The organism is Pseudomonas pseudonitroreducens, assembly GCF_021603645.1.
In the GTDB taxonomy this organism is placed as follows: domain Bacteria; phylum Pseudomonadota; class Gammaproteobacteria; order Pseudomonadales; family Pseudomonadaceae; genus Pseudomonas; species Pseudomonas pseudonitroreducens.
Genome location: NZ_BQHJ01000004.1, coordinates 200,150 through 212,326, shown reverse-complemented (window position 1 = coordinate 212,326; position 12,177 = coordinate 200,150). Strand labels below are relative to the sequence as shown.

Annotated in this window: 13 protein-coding genes; 7 read left to right on the top strand and 6 right to left on the bottom strand. The window is 65.2% G+C overall.

The genetic code is table 11. The features are described 5' to 3' along the window. Window positions 1-230: 230 nt before the first annotated feature. Entirely contained in the window at window positions 231-809 is a 579-nt protein-coding gene (locus L6D89_RS11540) for a TetR/AcrR family transcriptional regulator (RefSeq protein ID WP_236199763.1), read from the bottom strand. 123 nt (window positions 810-932) lie between these two features. Between L6D89_RS11540 and L6D89_RS11535 the strand changes: the two genes are divergently transcribed. Next, window positions 933-1,370, top strand: a complete 438-nt coding sequence (locus tag L6D89_RS11535; protein WP_024763305.1) for a hotdog fold domain-containing protein — start codon at window positions 933-935, stop codon at window positions 1,368-1,370. An 11-nt stretch (window positions 1,371-1,381) separates the two neighbouring features. Further along, window positions 1,382-2,236, top strand: coding sequence for an alpha/beta hydrolase family protein (locus tag L6D89_RS11530; protein WP_236199762.1), 855 nt, complete (start codon window positions 1,382-1,384; stop codon window positions 2,234-2,236). Window positions 2,237-2,257: 21 nt separating this feature from the next. On the opposite strand, the gene L6D89_RS11525 is transcribed toward L6D89_RS11530, so the two are convergent. Both L6D89_RS11525 and sohB read right to left on the bottom strand, forming a co-directional pair. Next, window positions 2,258-3,250 carry a YhdH/YhfP family quinone oxidoreductase gene (locus L6D89_RS11525; RefSeq protein ID WP_054907709.1) on the bottom strand — a complete coding sequence of 331 codons (993 nt, stop codon included), beginning with the start codon at window positions 3,248-3,250 and terminating at the stop codon, window positions 2,258-2,260. A 73-nt stretch (window positions 3,251-3,323) separates the two neighbouring features. Continuing rightward, on the bottom strand, window positions 3,324-4,352 hold the full coding sequence (gene sohB, locus L6D89_RS11520) for a protease SohB (protein ID WP_236199761.1): 1,029 nt from the start codon (window positions 4,350-4,352) through the stop codon (window positions 3,324-3,326). Window positions 4,353-4,563: 211 nt separating this feature from the next. On the opposite strand from sohB, the gene L6D89_RS11515 reads away from it, so the two are divergent. The 4 genes from L6D89_RS11515 to L6D89_RS11500 all read left to right on the top strand — a co-directional run bounded on the left by L6D89_RS11515 (window position 4,564) and on the right by L6D89_RS11500 (window position 7,966). Beyond that, window positions 4,564-5,274 (top strand): histidine phosphatase family protein, encoded by a 711-nt coding sequence (locus L6D89_RS11515; RefSeq protein ID WP_236175147.1) that lies wholly within the window; start codon window positions 4,564-4,566, stop codon window positions 5,272-5,274. 59 nt (window positions 5,275-5,333) lie between these two features. Next, window positions 5,334-5,645, top strand: a complete 312-nt coding sequence (locus tag L6D89_RS11510) for an SCP2 sterol-binding domain-containing protein (protein WP_017519529.1) — start codon at window positions 5,334-5,336, stop codon at window positions 5,643-5,645. A gap of 318 nt (window positions 5,646-5,963) precedes the next feature. Then, window positions 5,964-7,031 (top strand): phosphotransferase family protein, encoded by a 1,068-nt coding sequence (locus tag L6D89_RS11505; RefSeq protein ID WP_236175148.1) that lies wholly within the window; start codon window positions 5,964-5,966, stop codon window positions 7,029-7,031. 167 nt (window positions 7,032-7,198) lie between these two features. Beyond that, window positions 7,199-7,966 (top strand): SDR family oxidoreductase, encoded by a 768-nt coding sequence (locus L6D89_RS11500; protein ID WP_236199760.1) that lies wholly within the window; start codon window positions 7,199-7,201, stop codon window positions 7,964-7,966. A gap of 89 nt (window positions 7,967-8,055) precedes the next feature. On the opposite strand, the gene L6D89_RS11495 is transcribed toward L6D89_RS11500, so the two are convergent. Continuing rightward, window positions 8,056-8,700 carry a hypothetical protein gene (locus L6D89_RS11495; protein WP_236199759.1) on the bottom strand — a complete coding sequence of 215 codons (645 nt, stop codon included), beginning with the start codon at window positions 8,698-8,700 and terminating at the stop codon, window positions 8,056-8,058. Window positions 8,701-8,855: 155 nt separating this feature from the next. On the opposite strand from L6D89_RS11495, the gene L6D89_RS11490 reads away from it, so the two are divergent. After that, window positions 8,856-9,638 carry a TSUP family transporter gene (locus L6D89_RS11490; RefSeq protein ID WP_236175151.1) on the top strand — a complete coding sequence of 261 codons (783 nt, stop codon included), beginning with the start codon at window positions 8,856-8,858 and terminating at the stop codon, window positions 9,636-9,638. Between the two features lie 24 nt (window positions 9,639-9,662). On the opposite strand, the gene nudC is transcribed toward L6D89_RS11490, so the two are convergent. Together nudC and L6D89_RS11480 are read right to left on the bottom strand one after the other, a co-directional pair. Then, window positions 9,663-10,502: an NAD(+) diphosphatase gene (gene nudC / locus L6D89_RS11485; RefSeq protein ID WP_236175152.1), complete on the bottom strand. Its 840-nt coding sequence runs from the start codon at window positions 10,500-10,502 to the stop codon at window positions 9,663-9,665. Beyond that, the gene (locus tag L6D89_RS11480) at window positions 10,502-12,175 is read right to left on the bottom strand and encodes a FimL-related protein (protein ID WP_236199758.1); all 1,674 of its coding nucleotides are present in this window, start codon (window positions 12,173-12,175) and stop codon (window positions 10,502-10,504) included. The genes nudC and L6D89_RS11480 overlap by 1 nt, the downstream gene beginning before the upstream one ends. Window positions 12,176-12,177: the final 2 nt, after the last annotated feature.

The following is a 12,177-nucleotide window of genomic DNA, read 5'->3' as shown; positions in this document are numbered from 1 at the left end:
TCGCGGGGCTTTTTCAATTCTGCACGGCGCATTTCTCGTAGGGCGCATAGCGCGCCAGCGTTATCCGCCAGCAGGGGGACGGCGGATAACCTGTTCCAGGTTATCCGCCCTACGGCCCTTCGTAGGAGCGAGCTTGCTCGCGAACCGATGCAGCGCCGCAACTGCCGGGAACACCGTTCGCGAGCAAGCTCGCTCCTACAGAAGGTGCATCCGCCTAAGCCTGCAGACCATCAGGCGCGCACACTCTCCCAGGCAATCTGTGCCAGCTGATCCCGGCAATCGATCAGGTCCACCTTCGTCCGCCCGGCCAGCCAGTTGCGCGCGTAGTCCTGGCTTGGACCAATCACCACCGAATTGAACAGCTCCGCCGCCAGCTCCTTGAACGCCCCGGCCTTGCGGTGCTCGGCAAGCAGCCCGGCGATGCGCCGCCCCTGCTCGCGGTTGGCCTCGCGCAACGCCTCGCCCACCTCTCCCGCCTCGACACGGCCGCGGCTGTGCAGGATGAAACGCGCCCACTGCGGATTGGCCGCCACCCAGTCGACGTAGCAGGTGACGAACAGCTTGACACAGGCCTCCGCGCTCATGCCCTCCTCGATGCCGGCATCGAGCAGCGCCGCGTACTGGCCGACGCCAGTGAGGTACAGCGCGCCGATGATCCGTTCCTTGTTGCCGTAGTGGTGATACAGGCTGCCGATGCTGGCACCGGAGCGGTCGCGGATCATCTCTATGGTGGTGGCGTCCACGCCGGCTTCGCTGAAGCAGGCCAGCGCGGCCTGGAGGATGTCGTCTTTGCGGGAAGGTCGGGCCATGGGGTTCCTGTTGGAAAAACCGCTCGAACAGAATTCTAGAATATTTTTCTAGAATTAATTTCTAGTCTTCGTATACTGCCTGGGCGCGCATCCATCTTCAATCCGCTTTGCCCCGGAGTTGCCATGAGTCAGATGATGCAAATGTACCAGCAGGCCGGCCCCGCGCAGTTCAGCGCCATGATCGGCCAGGTTGCCCCCTACTTCGCCAGCATCGCCCCGCAGTTCGTCGAGCTGCGCCCAGGCTATGCGGAAGTGACCTTCCCCAAGCGCCGCGAGGTGCTCAACCACATCGGCACCGTGCACGCCATCGCCCTGTGCAACGCCGCCGAACTGGCCGCCGGGACCATGACCGACGTGTCGATCCCCAAGGGCCGCCGCTGGATTCCCCGCGGCATGACCGTGGAATACCTGGCCAAGGCCGACGGTGACGTACGCGCCGTGGCCGATGGCCGTGCCGTGGACTGGAACCAGGAAGGCGACGTCATCGTCCCGGTGCTTGCCTACGTCGGTGACAAGAAGGTCTTCCGCGCCGACATCACCATGTACATCAGCCAGGCCTGAGGGACCGCGCCATGATCACCCCGCTCCCTCGTCCACTGGACAATGGCGACGGCCACAGCCTGTCCAGCCACTGGTACTACCCACCCGGAGAAGCGCGCGGAGCGGTGCTGATCGTTCCCGCCATGGGCGTCGAGCAGCGCTTCTACACGGCCTTCGCCAACTGGCTGGCCGAGCGCGGCTACCTGACCGTGACCTTCGACTACGTCGGCATGGGCAAGTCCCGCGCCGGCCACCTGCGTGACCTGGACGTCGATATCCTCGCCTGGGGCAATCACGATTGCAGTGCGATGCTCGACGCCGTGGTCGAGGCCGCCGGCGAGCTGCCGGTGTTCTGGATCGGTCACAGCCTCGGCGGGCAGATACTGCCCTTCGTGCGCGGCACCGAGCGCATCCACCGCGCCTTCACCATCGCCACCGGCAGTGGCTACTGGCGCGAGAACACCAAGGGCCTGCGGCACAAGGCCTGGCTGCTCTGGTACCTGCTGGCGCCGACGATCACGCCGCTGCTGGGCTACTTCCCCGGCAAGCGCCTGGGCGTAGTCGGCGACCTGCCGCGCGGAGTGATCGAGCAATGGCGGCGCTGGTGCCTGGACCCGGAGTATTCGGTGGGCGCGGAAAGCGGCGCGGTGCGCGAGGCGTACTCCTCGGTGAGCACACCCATCACGTCGATCTCCTTCACCGACGATGAGATGATGTCCGGGCGCAATACCGAGTCGCTGCACGGTTTCTACCGTGGCTCGCCGAAGACGCTGAAGAGAATCGCGCCGGAAGATATCGGCGTGAAGCGCATCGGCCACTTCGGCTTCTTCAGAAGCCAGTTCGCCGATTCGCTGTGGGCGGATTACCTGTTGCCGGACCTGGGCTGACACCCAGGCCCGGCACGGGCATCAATCCAGGTTGACCAGCACCCGGCCAACCAGCTTGCCGGCCAGGATCTGGTGGATGGCGGCCGGCAGGTCGTCGAGCTTGACCTCGCGGACTGCCGCTTCGAGGTTGTCGAGCTTCCATTGCAGGGACAGCTTGTCCCACATGGAAGCCTTGACCACCAGCGGCAGCTCCACCGAGTCCACGCCCAGCAGGTTCACGCCGCGCAGGATGAACGGCAGCACGGTGGCCTTGAAGGCGGCGCCGGCGGTCAGGCCGCAGCAGGCGACGCTGCCGCCGTACTGCAGCGACTTGACCACGTTGAACAGGATGTCGCCGCCCACGGTGTCCACCGCGCCGGCCCACTGCTCGCGCAGCAGCGGCTTGTCGACGCCGTCGGAGACGGTGGCGCGGTCGAGGATCTGACGCGCGCCGAGGCGATTGAGCAACTCGGCCTGTTCCAGCTTGCCGGTGGCGGCAGCGACGGTGTAGCCCAGTTGCGCCAGCAGCATCACCGCGATGCTGCCCACGCCGCCGGTGGCGCCAGTGACCAGGATGGGGCCGGCGGACGGCGTCAGGCCGGCGCGCTCGAGCTTGTCGACGCACAGCGCGGCGGTCAGGCCAGCGGTGCCGAGGATCATCGATTCGCGCAGCGACAGGCCTTGCGGGCGCTTGATCAGCCAGGCCGCGGGCACGCGAATGTACTGGCCGAAGCCGCCCGGCGTATTCATGCCCAGGTCGTAGCCGGTGACGATGACTTCATCGCCGGCGGCGAATTCGCCCACCGAGGACTCTTCCACCACGCCAGCGGCGTCGATGCCGGGAGTGTGCGGGTACTTGCGGGTGACACCTCGGTTGCCGCTGGCAGACAGCGCATCCTTGTAGTTCAGCGAGGAATACTTCACCCGCACCAGCACTTCACCCGCCGGCAGATCGGCAACCTGCCGCTCGGCCACCTGCAGGTCATGCACGCCGTGCGCGCTCTCCGTGACCCACAACGCCTTGAATGCACTCATCTCGACCCTCCTCTTTCGAATTCGATAAACGGGCGCGATCCCGGCGCCCGACGCCCAATCATTGCCAGAAGAGTCACTGCCAGAAACGGCTGCGGCCCAGGCGGTCCCACCAGGTCACCAGCACGCGATCGATCACGCCGCTGACGCCCACGCCGAAGCGCTCCTGAATGGACTTCTTCTGCACGTAACTGAGCTGGTAGACATCCGCCTCGCGGGCGCGTTCGGCCAGGTATTCGTCACTGGTCTTGAGCTCGTCGACCAGTTTCTTGCCCAGCGCCGCCTGGCCCAGCCAGACCTCGCCGGTGGCAATCTCGTCGATGGCCAGCTGCGGGCGGTAATGGACGACGAAGCGCTTGAACAGCTCGTGGGTGGTTTCCAGGTCTTCCTGGAATTTTTCGCGGCCCTTGTCGGTGTTCTCGCCGAACACGGTCAGGGTGCGCTTGTACTCGCCCGCGGTGAGTACTTCGAAATCGACATCGTGCTTCTTCAGCAGGCGATGGATATTGGGCAGCTGAGCCACCACGCCGATGGAGCCGAGGATGGCGAAAGGCGCGGAGAGGATGCGCTCGCCAATGCAGGCCATCATGTAGCCGCCGCTGGCGGCGACCTTGTCGACGCAGACGGTCAGCGGCACGCCGGCCTGGCGGATGCGCGCCAGTTGCGAGGCCGCCAGGCCGTAGCCATGAACCATGCCGCCGCCGCTTTCCAGGCGCAGCACGACTTCGTCGCGCGGCGTGGCCAGGGTCAGCAGCGCAGTCACTTCATGGCGCAGCTGCTCGGTGGCCGAGGCCTTGATGTCGCCATCGAAGTCGAGCACGTAGACGCGGTTCTTCTCGCCGCCCTTCTTCTTTTTCGCTTCCTTCAGCGTTTTCGCCTCGGACTTGCGCAGGGCCTTGAGCTTGGCCTTCTCCAGTACGCTGTGCTGCAGGCGCTCGCGCAGTTCCTTGTAGAAGTCGTTGAGCTTGTGCACCTCCAGGTGCCCACTGCCGCCGCGACGGCCGCGGCCGCGCAGAGCGGAGATCACCACCAGGACGATGACGATGGCCACAACCACGGTGAAGGTCTTGGCCAGGAAACCCGCGTAATCCGCTAGAAACTCCACTCACATCCCCTTTTACAATTCTGTACGCGCACGCGTGACAAGCGCTGTGAATCCCGCAAGCATACCCACGCCGCGGGCCCGCCACCAGCGCTGGCAAAGCGCTGTATCAGTCCAGCGAATAGCATTCAAACAAGCGTATGTTTTTTCGTTGACAGCCCCAGATGATCCTCATAACCTCGCCGGAACTTTCAGCCCTGCCGGGATACTGCGCGTGGGAAGCATCTACCTGATTCGACATGGCCAGGCTTCGTTCGGTGCCGACGACTACGATGTGCTCTCGGATACCGGTGTGCGCCAGGCGGAAATTCTCGGCGAGCACCTGGCCAGCCTCGGCCTGCGCTTCGATCGCTGCGTTGCCGGCGACCTGCGCCGCCAGCGCCATACGGCCGAAGCGGTAATGGGCCGGCTGAACGAAGCGGGGATCGACACGCCCACCCTGGAAATCGATTCCGCCTTCAATGAATTCGAAGCCGACGCGGTGATCCGCGCGCACCTGCCGGACCTGCTGGAAATCGAACCGCAGGCCCTGCACATCATGCGCAACGCCGCCGACCACCGCGCCGAATTCCAGCGCCTGTTCTCCACCGTGATCGCCCGCTGGGTTTCCGGCGACCACGACAAGGACGGCCTGGTCAGTTGGGCCGAGTTCCTCGATACCGTGCACAGCGGCCTCAAGCGCCTGCTGGAGTCGGCCAGCGGCAAGGACAACATCGGCGTGTTCACCTCCGGCGGCACCATCACCGCCGTCCTGCAGATGGTCACCGGGATTCCGGCGCTGAACGCCTTCGAGCTCAACTGGCAGATCGTCAACACTTCGCTCAACCGCCTGAAGTTCCGCGGCAGCGAAGTGGCCCTGGCTTCCTTCAACAGTCACGTGCATCTGGAACTGTTGAGGGCGCCGGAACTCATCACCTATCGTTGAGTACCGGCCCAATGCGGCGCCGAGCGCCGCGCGAGAAAACCTAGAAAAGGAATAGAACCATGAGTGTTGCTGACATCGTTTCCACCATGAAGAGCAAGTTCAACGCCAGCGCGGCCGCCGGCCTGGATCTGGTGTTCCAGTTCAACATCGAAGACGGCGACAACCACTACCTGGTCGTCAAGGACGGTACCTGCGAAGTGGTACAGGGCGACGCCGAGTCCCCCAACGTCACCCTGATCATGGACAGCGAAACCCTCAAGGGCATCACCAGCGGCGAAACCGACGGCATGCAAGCCTTCATGGCTGGCAAGCTGCGCGCCGAAGGCGACATGATGCTGGCGATGAAGCTGGGCGAACTGTTCCCGGTCTGATCCGAGAGAACCTGCCCACGCAGCGTGAAAAACCGGAGTCCCTGGCTCCGGTTTTTTTATGCCTGCGCCCCGCTCTGGCCCGCGAATCAGGCAGCTTGATCGGGGTGCAACACGGACGCCAATAACGTCCCGCCGCGCTTGTGAGCGGCAGGCGTCGACATTAGATTAGCCAATGATCATCCGGCGCCATCATTGCCCTGCCTGATTCTGCCGCAACCCATCAGGCCAGAGCCCGACGCCACCTTGCGCGCCACCCTTGCCCGCCGCTTTCGCTGCGGTGCGATGACCCGTACAAGCCCAGTACAAGAAGGGACCAGCATGTCGTTGACCGACCAGACCATCCGCTCCCGCGAAGGTGAAGAACTCGATGCCGCCGTGATCGACGGCTACCTCAAGGACCACATTCCCGGCCTGCAGGGCCAGCCGCGCATCAGCCAGTTCCCAGGCGGCGCCTCGAACCTGACCTACCTGATCCAGTACGACAACCAGGAGCTGGTCCTGCGCCGCCCGCCGTTCGGCAAGAAGGCCAAGTCCGCCCACGACATGGGCCGCGAATACCGCATCCTGAACCAGCTCAAGGACGGCTTCCCCTACTGCCCCAAGGCGTACGCCTACTGCACCGACGAATCGGTGATCGGCGCCGAGTTCTACGTCATGGAGCGGGTCAACGGCATCATCCTGCGCAGCGACCTGCCCAGGGAACTGAACCTCGACGCGCCGCAGACCACCGCGCTGTGCAAGAGCTTCATCGACAAGTTCGTCGACCTGCACAACGTCGACTACAACGCCTGCGGCCTGGGTGACCTGGGCAAGCCAGAGGGCTACGTGCAGCGCCAGATCGGCGGCTGGATCGATCGCTACGAGAAGTCCCTGACCCCCGATGCGCCGGCCTGGGAACAGGTGAAGGTGTGGCTGCGCGAGAAGATGCCGGCCGACCACCACAAGCCGGGCATCGTCCACAACGACTACCGCTTCGACAACGTCATCCTCGACCCGAACAACCCGATGCAGATCATCGGCGTGCTCGACTGGGAGATGACCACCATCGGCGACCCGCTGATGGACCTGGGCAACACCCTCGCCTACTGGATCGAAGCGGGCGACCCGCAGCCGATGCAGATGCTGCGCCGCCAGCCCAGCCACGAGCCGGGCATGCTCACCCGCCAGCAGTTCGCCGACTACTACGCCGAGCGCGCCGGCATCCAGATCGACAACCTCGATTACTACTACACCTACGGCCTGTTCCGCCTGGCCGGCATCATGCAGCAGATCTACTACCGCTTCTTCCACGGCCAGACCCAGGACAAGCGCTTCGCCACCTTCATCCACGCCAACAAGCTGCTGGAACAGGTGAGCCTGCAGGTCATCGGCAAGTCCCGCCTGTAAGGGTCGACTGCCGACCTGGCGAGCCAGAGCCGTACAGGGCGGAAGCCGGACGAAGGGCGGAGTTTACCGATGGTAAATGAGCATCTGAGTCCGGCGTCCAACGTAGTACGGCCGACGCGCAGCCGGTCGCCAGCCGACTCTTGCGGCCCAAAACAAGGAGAATTTCCATGTCCAAGACCCAACTGTTCGACCTCGACGGCAAGATCGCCTTCGTTTCCGGCGCCAGCCGCGGCATCGGCGAGGCCATCGCCAAGCTGCTGGCCCAACAGGGCGCCCACGTGATCGTCTCCAGCCGCAAGATCGACGGCTGCCAGGCCGTGGCCGACGAAATCGTCGCCGCCGGCGGCAAGGCCACCGCGGTTGCCTGCCACATCGGTGAAATGGAGCAGATCCAGGCCGTCTTCGCGCAGATCCGCGAGCAGTTCGGCCGCCTGGATATCCTGGTCAACAACGCCGCTACCAACCCGCAGTTCTGCAACGTGCTGGACACCGACCTGTCGGCCTTCCAGAAGACCGTCGACGTGAACATCCGCGGCTACTACTTCATGTCCATCGAAGGCGGCAAGCTGATGAAGGCCAACGGTGGCGGCAGCATCATCAACGTCGCCTCGGTTAACGGCGTCACTCCGGGCGAGTTCCAGGGCATCTACTCGGTGACCAAGGCCGCGGTGATCAGCATGACCAAGGTCTTCGCCAAGGAATGCGCGCAGTTCAACATCCGCTGCAACGCCCTGCTGCCGGGTCTGACCGACACCAAGTTCGCCTCGGCGCTGGTGAGCAACGACGCCATCCGCAATGTCGCCCTGCAGCGCATCCCGCTCAAGCGCGTGGCCGACCCGAGCGAAATGGCCGGCGCCGTGCTGTACCTCGCCAGCGATGCCTCCAGCTACACCACCGGCGTGACGCTGAACGTGGACGGCGGTTTCCTCGCCTAAGCGCTAGCGCGGAAACGAGAAAGGGAGCCATTCGGCTCCCTTTTTTGCTTTTTGCAGGAGCGAGCTTGCTCGCTCCTACAGAAAAGCGGCTACTGCCACTCCTTGAGCGCCTGGATCGCCGCCGCATTCATCGGCTCGGCGGTCAGCCCGCCCGCGCCATAGCGCACGGCAAACACCGCCTGCTCGGCCATTGGCAGATAATTCACCCGCCCGGCTTTCGGCACGAAAGTCAGCAGATCGTGCTGGCCATCGCGCAACCAGCGCCAGAAATCGATTCCCGGTGCATCGGAAACCAGCGACACCTTGCGCCCAAGGGACTGCTGCTCAACCGCCAGGAAGCGGCCGGAAAGGTCCTGCAAGCGATAACCGGGCGCCATGCCGATCAGCCGCGCCAGCCCCTTCCACTCCAGAACCCGCGCATCCAGTTGCCAGAGGTCGCCGGCCAGCTCCACGCGACGCTCGTCATTGCCCTGCAGCAACGTCACCTCATAGCGCTGCTCACCGACCTTATGGAAGCTCAGGGTCGCCAGCGGGCGCTCCGCCGGCAGCGGGTCGTAGCTGCGCAGGTCCCAGGCCACCAGCGCCACCAGCACGGCAACAGCCACGAACAGCATCCCCGCCGTACCGCGCAACCAGCCGAGGAACCAGTGACGGTCGAACAGAATGCGGGCGGCTACCACCAGCGCCAACAGCGCCACGAAGGCAACCACCCAGGCCAGACCGTCGTACTGCATCGAATGATTTCCTTCCTCTTAGAAATGCCGGCATTATGCGCACCGCGTACCTGCGCGGCCAGCCAGACCGTCGCAGCTTTCGGGCCCGTTAACGTTTCCCGCGTGCACTCTTTACGAGAGAGTGGCGCCACGAGCCCCCGATCAAGGCGAACCCCATGCCCTTCGAACTCGTCGTAGACCCAACTACCCTGCTCATTCTCGCCGGCGTCGCCTTCCTCGCCGGCTTCATCGACGCCATTGCCGGTGGCGGTGGCCTGCTGACCATCCCTGCCCTGCTCACCGCCGGCGTCCCGCCGCACCTGGCGCTGGGCACCAACAAGCTCAGCTCGACCTTCGGCGCCGCCGTGGCCAGCTACACCTTCTACCGGCGCAAACTGTTCCAGCCGCGCCAGTGGCGCAATGGCCTGATCGCTACCGCCATCGGCGCGGCGCTCGGCGCCTGGGCCGCGCACCTGATGCCAGCGGAATGGCTCAATCGCATGCTGCCGGTGGTGGTATTCGGCTGCGGCCTGTACCTGTTGTTCGGCAAGACACCCGAAGCGCCGCTGGATGCCAACCCGCAGATCGCCCAACGCCGCCAGTGGCCGCAGGGCCTCGGCCTGGGCTTCTACGATGGCGTGGCCGGCCCTGGCACCGGGGCCTTCTGGACCGTCAGCAGCCTGCTGATGTATCCGCTGGACCTGGTACGCGCCAGCGGTGTGGCGCGCAGCATGAACTTCGTCAGCAACATCGTTGCGCTGGCGGTATTCATCGCCTCCGGTCAGGTGGTCTGGCTGATGGGCCTGTGCATGGGCAGTTCGCTGATGATCGGCGCCTACTTCGGCGCACGCACGGCGATTGGCGGCGGCGCCAAGTTCATCCGTCCGGTATTCATCCTGGTGGTGCTGGCGCTGACCGTGCGCCTGGCCTGGCAGCACTGGTTCACTGCCGCCGCCTGAAAACGACCGCTACGGCGCCTGGACTCAGGCGCCGCCGGGCAGGACGGGGTCAGGACGACCGGCGCGGCGCGCCAGATAGACCTCGATCAGGTAGCGGGCGATGGAGCGCTCGGCCGGCAGGCGCGGCAGCTCATCGACGTGGAACCAGCGGGCATCCTCGATCTCGTCCGGCTGCATGACGATCTCACCGCTGACGTACTCGGCGTGGTAGCCGAACATCAGCGAATGCGGGAACGGCCAGGGCTGGCTGCCCATGTAGCGGATATTGCCGATCTCGACACCCACCTCCTCGCGCACTTCGCGAGCGACGCAGTGCTCCACCGACTCGCCTGGCTCGACGAAGCCGGCCAAGGTGCTGTACATCCCCGGTACGAAGCGCGGCGAACGCGCCAGCAATACTTCATCACCACGGGTCACCAGCACGATCATGCTTGGCGACAGCAGCGGGTAGCGCTGGATGCCGCAGCTTTCACAGTGCATGGCGCGGTCGCGGGGCATGCGCAGGCTGGGCTGACCGCAGCTGCCGCAGAAGCGGTTCTGCCGCCACCAGATGCCGATCTGGCTGGCAAAGCCGAGCATGGCGAAGATGTCTTCCTCGGCCTGCATCATGAACTGCCGCAGGCCGATCCAGCTGGCGCCCTCCAGCGGATCGGTACGCTCGACTTCCAGCAGGTATACCGGCTCGCCGTCGAACTCGCCCACCGCATGCTCGGACAGTACCGAGAGGTCCTGGCGCTTGAGCCAGTCACGGGGGAACAGCACGCCGTTGCTGTCGGCGAGGAACTGCTGCTGGCAGTGGGCGAGCGCCCAGCCACCGCTCGCAGCCACCTCGAACATCGAGGATTGCCAACGCCCGGTACGCATCAGGCGGCCACCGTCAGGCCGAGGGCCTTGACGCTCTCGCTGGCGACGTCGAGGACGTCGGGTTGGCCTTCAGGCCGCATCATCGCTCCACCCTCCAGGTAGTACTCCAGACCGGTCAGCGCATCCGCCAGGGTTTCCAGCATCTGCTCGGACGGCATCTGGGTCGTCTCGATCATCTGCCCCTGAATGTAATCGGCACAGGCACCCACGAGCAATGCCGCGCGCTCCTGGCCGAGGAACCACAGGCCGCCACGCACCGCCTGCAGGCTGATCGGTACGTTGGCCAGGTGCAGCTTGTCACCGTTGGATTCCAGGTACGCGGTGATCGCGCGCTTGGCCAGCGCCAGGCCCGACTGGGCCTCGTCGATCACCACGATGCGCGCTTCGGCGAGCTGGTGCACGGCGAAGGAATCGTCCTCGCCTATCGGCGCCGGGCGCGCGCTCATGCGCTCGCCACGCTCCAGGTTGCCGACCATGCTTTCGACGTACAGCAGCGCGTCGGCCAGTGCGTTGAGCGCAGCCGGATCGTCTACCGCGCCCTTGGCTACCCAGCCGGCGACCACTCCATGCTGGTGCTGCAGCGAAGTGGCGGCAGAATTCAGGCCGACCATGCCCAGGGTCTTGGCCAGCTTGCCCAACTGGGTGTGCAGGATGCCCAGCGCATCGGCCTGGGACACGCCGCGCTCGATCAGGTCGAGCTGGTCCTTGACCGCTGTGAGCTCCTCGCGGATCGCCACCGACAACGAGCGCATCACCGACTGGCCGGGGCCGGACAGGCGCTGGGACTCGTCTTCGAGCAGGTGATCGGTGAACGGCAGCGGTGCCAGGCCGAACACCTGGCGCAGTTCAGTGGCGCGCACGCCGCCGGTGTCGGCCAGCGTGGTGAGATAGAGCAGTTCCTTGAGCAACTGCCGCGGCGCTTCGTACTGCGGGTTGGCGATCAGTTGCTTGAGCTCGCGATCCAGGCGCGAAAACACCAGCTTGCGCGTCTTGCGTGGCAGCATCTGCGCGTCGACCAGTGCTTCCAGCGCGCCGGCGCCGACCCAGCACAGGCGGGTGCGCGCGGCACTGCCCAGCAGCACATCGAGCTTGCCCAGCGCGCGGCCCATGAGCTTGAGGCTCGGGTAGAGATTCTGTTCGCGGATCAGCCCCACCAGGCCGACCTGGTACATCTGCCGCAGACGACGGACTTCACGGGCCGGATCTTCCACCTGGGGAACGGAGACAGCACGCAGCGGGCGCGGCAGATCGAGGCGCGCGCTGAAGAAAAAGCTCTCCGGCAGCGCGGGCTGGCCGGCGGCCTGGCGCACGTCGTTGATCGCCGGCAGCAGCAGCTCGGGGATTTCCTGGCGGTGCGCTTCGAGGTTTTCCAGGTAGCGGCGCAGCACGTAGAGCGCATTGCCAAGCGCAGCCAGTTGGCCGTCACGGTCTTCGCTGACCCCGGTGGGAATGTCGGTGGCCAGGTCCAGCGCTTCCTGCGCCAGCAGCTCGGCGCCGGCCAGCTCGATCAGATTCAGCGTGCCGCGAATCTGGCTCAGGCAATCGACGGAATGTTGCAGCAGGCTGCCGTTCTGACGCTCGGCGATGAAGTGCTCGAGATTCTGCTCGGCCTCCTCCACCGTGGCGAACAGCTCGTCGCGGACCAGACTGAGGGACGTGGCTCCAGTAACCATCG

What these genes read in the sequence shown, in the direction of transcription:
- L6D89_RS11530 (WP_236199762.1), top strand. Translation starts at nt 1,382, where the DNA reads ATGATCACCCCGCTCCCTCGTCCACTGGACAATGGCGACGGCCACAGC.
- L6D89_RS11535 (WP_024763305.1), top strand. Translation starts at nt 933, where the DNA reads ATGAGTCAGATGATGCAAATGTACCAGCAGGCCGGCCCCGCGCAGTTC.
- L6D89_RS11510 (WP_017519529.1), top strand. Translation starts at nt 5,334, where the DNA reads ATGAGTGTTGCTGACATCGTTTCCACCATGAAGAGCAAGTTCAACGCC.
- L6D89_RS11495 (WP_236199759.1), bottom strand. Translation starts at nt 8,700, where the DNA reads ATGCAGTACGACGGTCTGGCCTGGGTGGTTGCCTTCGTGGCGCTGTTG.
- L6D89_RS11540 (WP_236199763.1), bottom strand. Translation starts at nt 809, where the DNA reads ATGGCCCGACCTTCCCGCAAAGACGACATCCTCCAGGCCGCGCTGGCC.
- L6D89_RS11490 (WP_236175151.1), top strand. Translation starts at nt 8,856, where the DNA reads ATGCCCTTCGAACTCGTCGTAGACCCAACTACCCTGCTCATTCTCGCC.
- L6D89_RS11525 (WP_054907709.1), bottom strand. Translation starts at nt 3,250, where the DNA reads ATGAGTGCATTCAAGGCGTTGTGGGTCACGGAGAGCGCGCACGGCGTG.
- L6D89_RS11505 (WP_236175148.1), top strand. Translation starts at nt 5,964, where the DNA reads ATGTCGTTGACCGACCAGACCATCCGCTCCCGCGAAGGTGAAGAACTC.
- nudC (WP_236175152.1), bottom strand. Translation starts at nt 10,502, where the DNA reads ATGCGTACCGGGCGTTGGCAATCCTCGATGTTCGAGGTGGCTGCGAGC.
- L6D89_RS11480 (WP_236199758.1), bottom strand. Translation starts at nt 12,175, where the DNA reads ATGGTTACTGGAGCCACGTCCCTCAGTCTGGTCCGCGACGAGCTGTTC.
- L6D89_RS11500 (WP_236199760.1), top strand. Translation starts at nt 7,199, where the DNA reads ATGTCCAAGACCCAACTGTTCGACCTCGACGGCAAGATCGCCTTCGTT.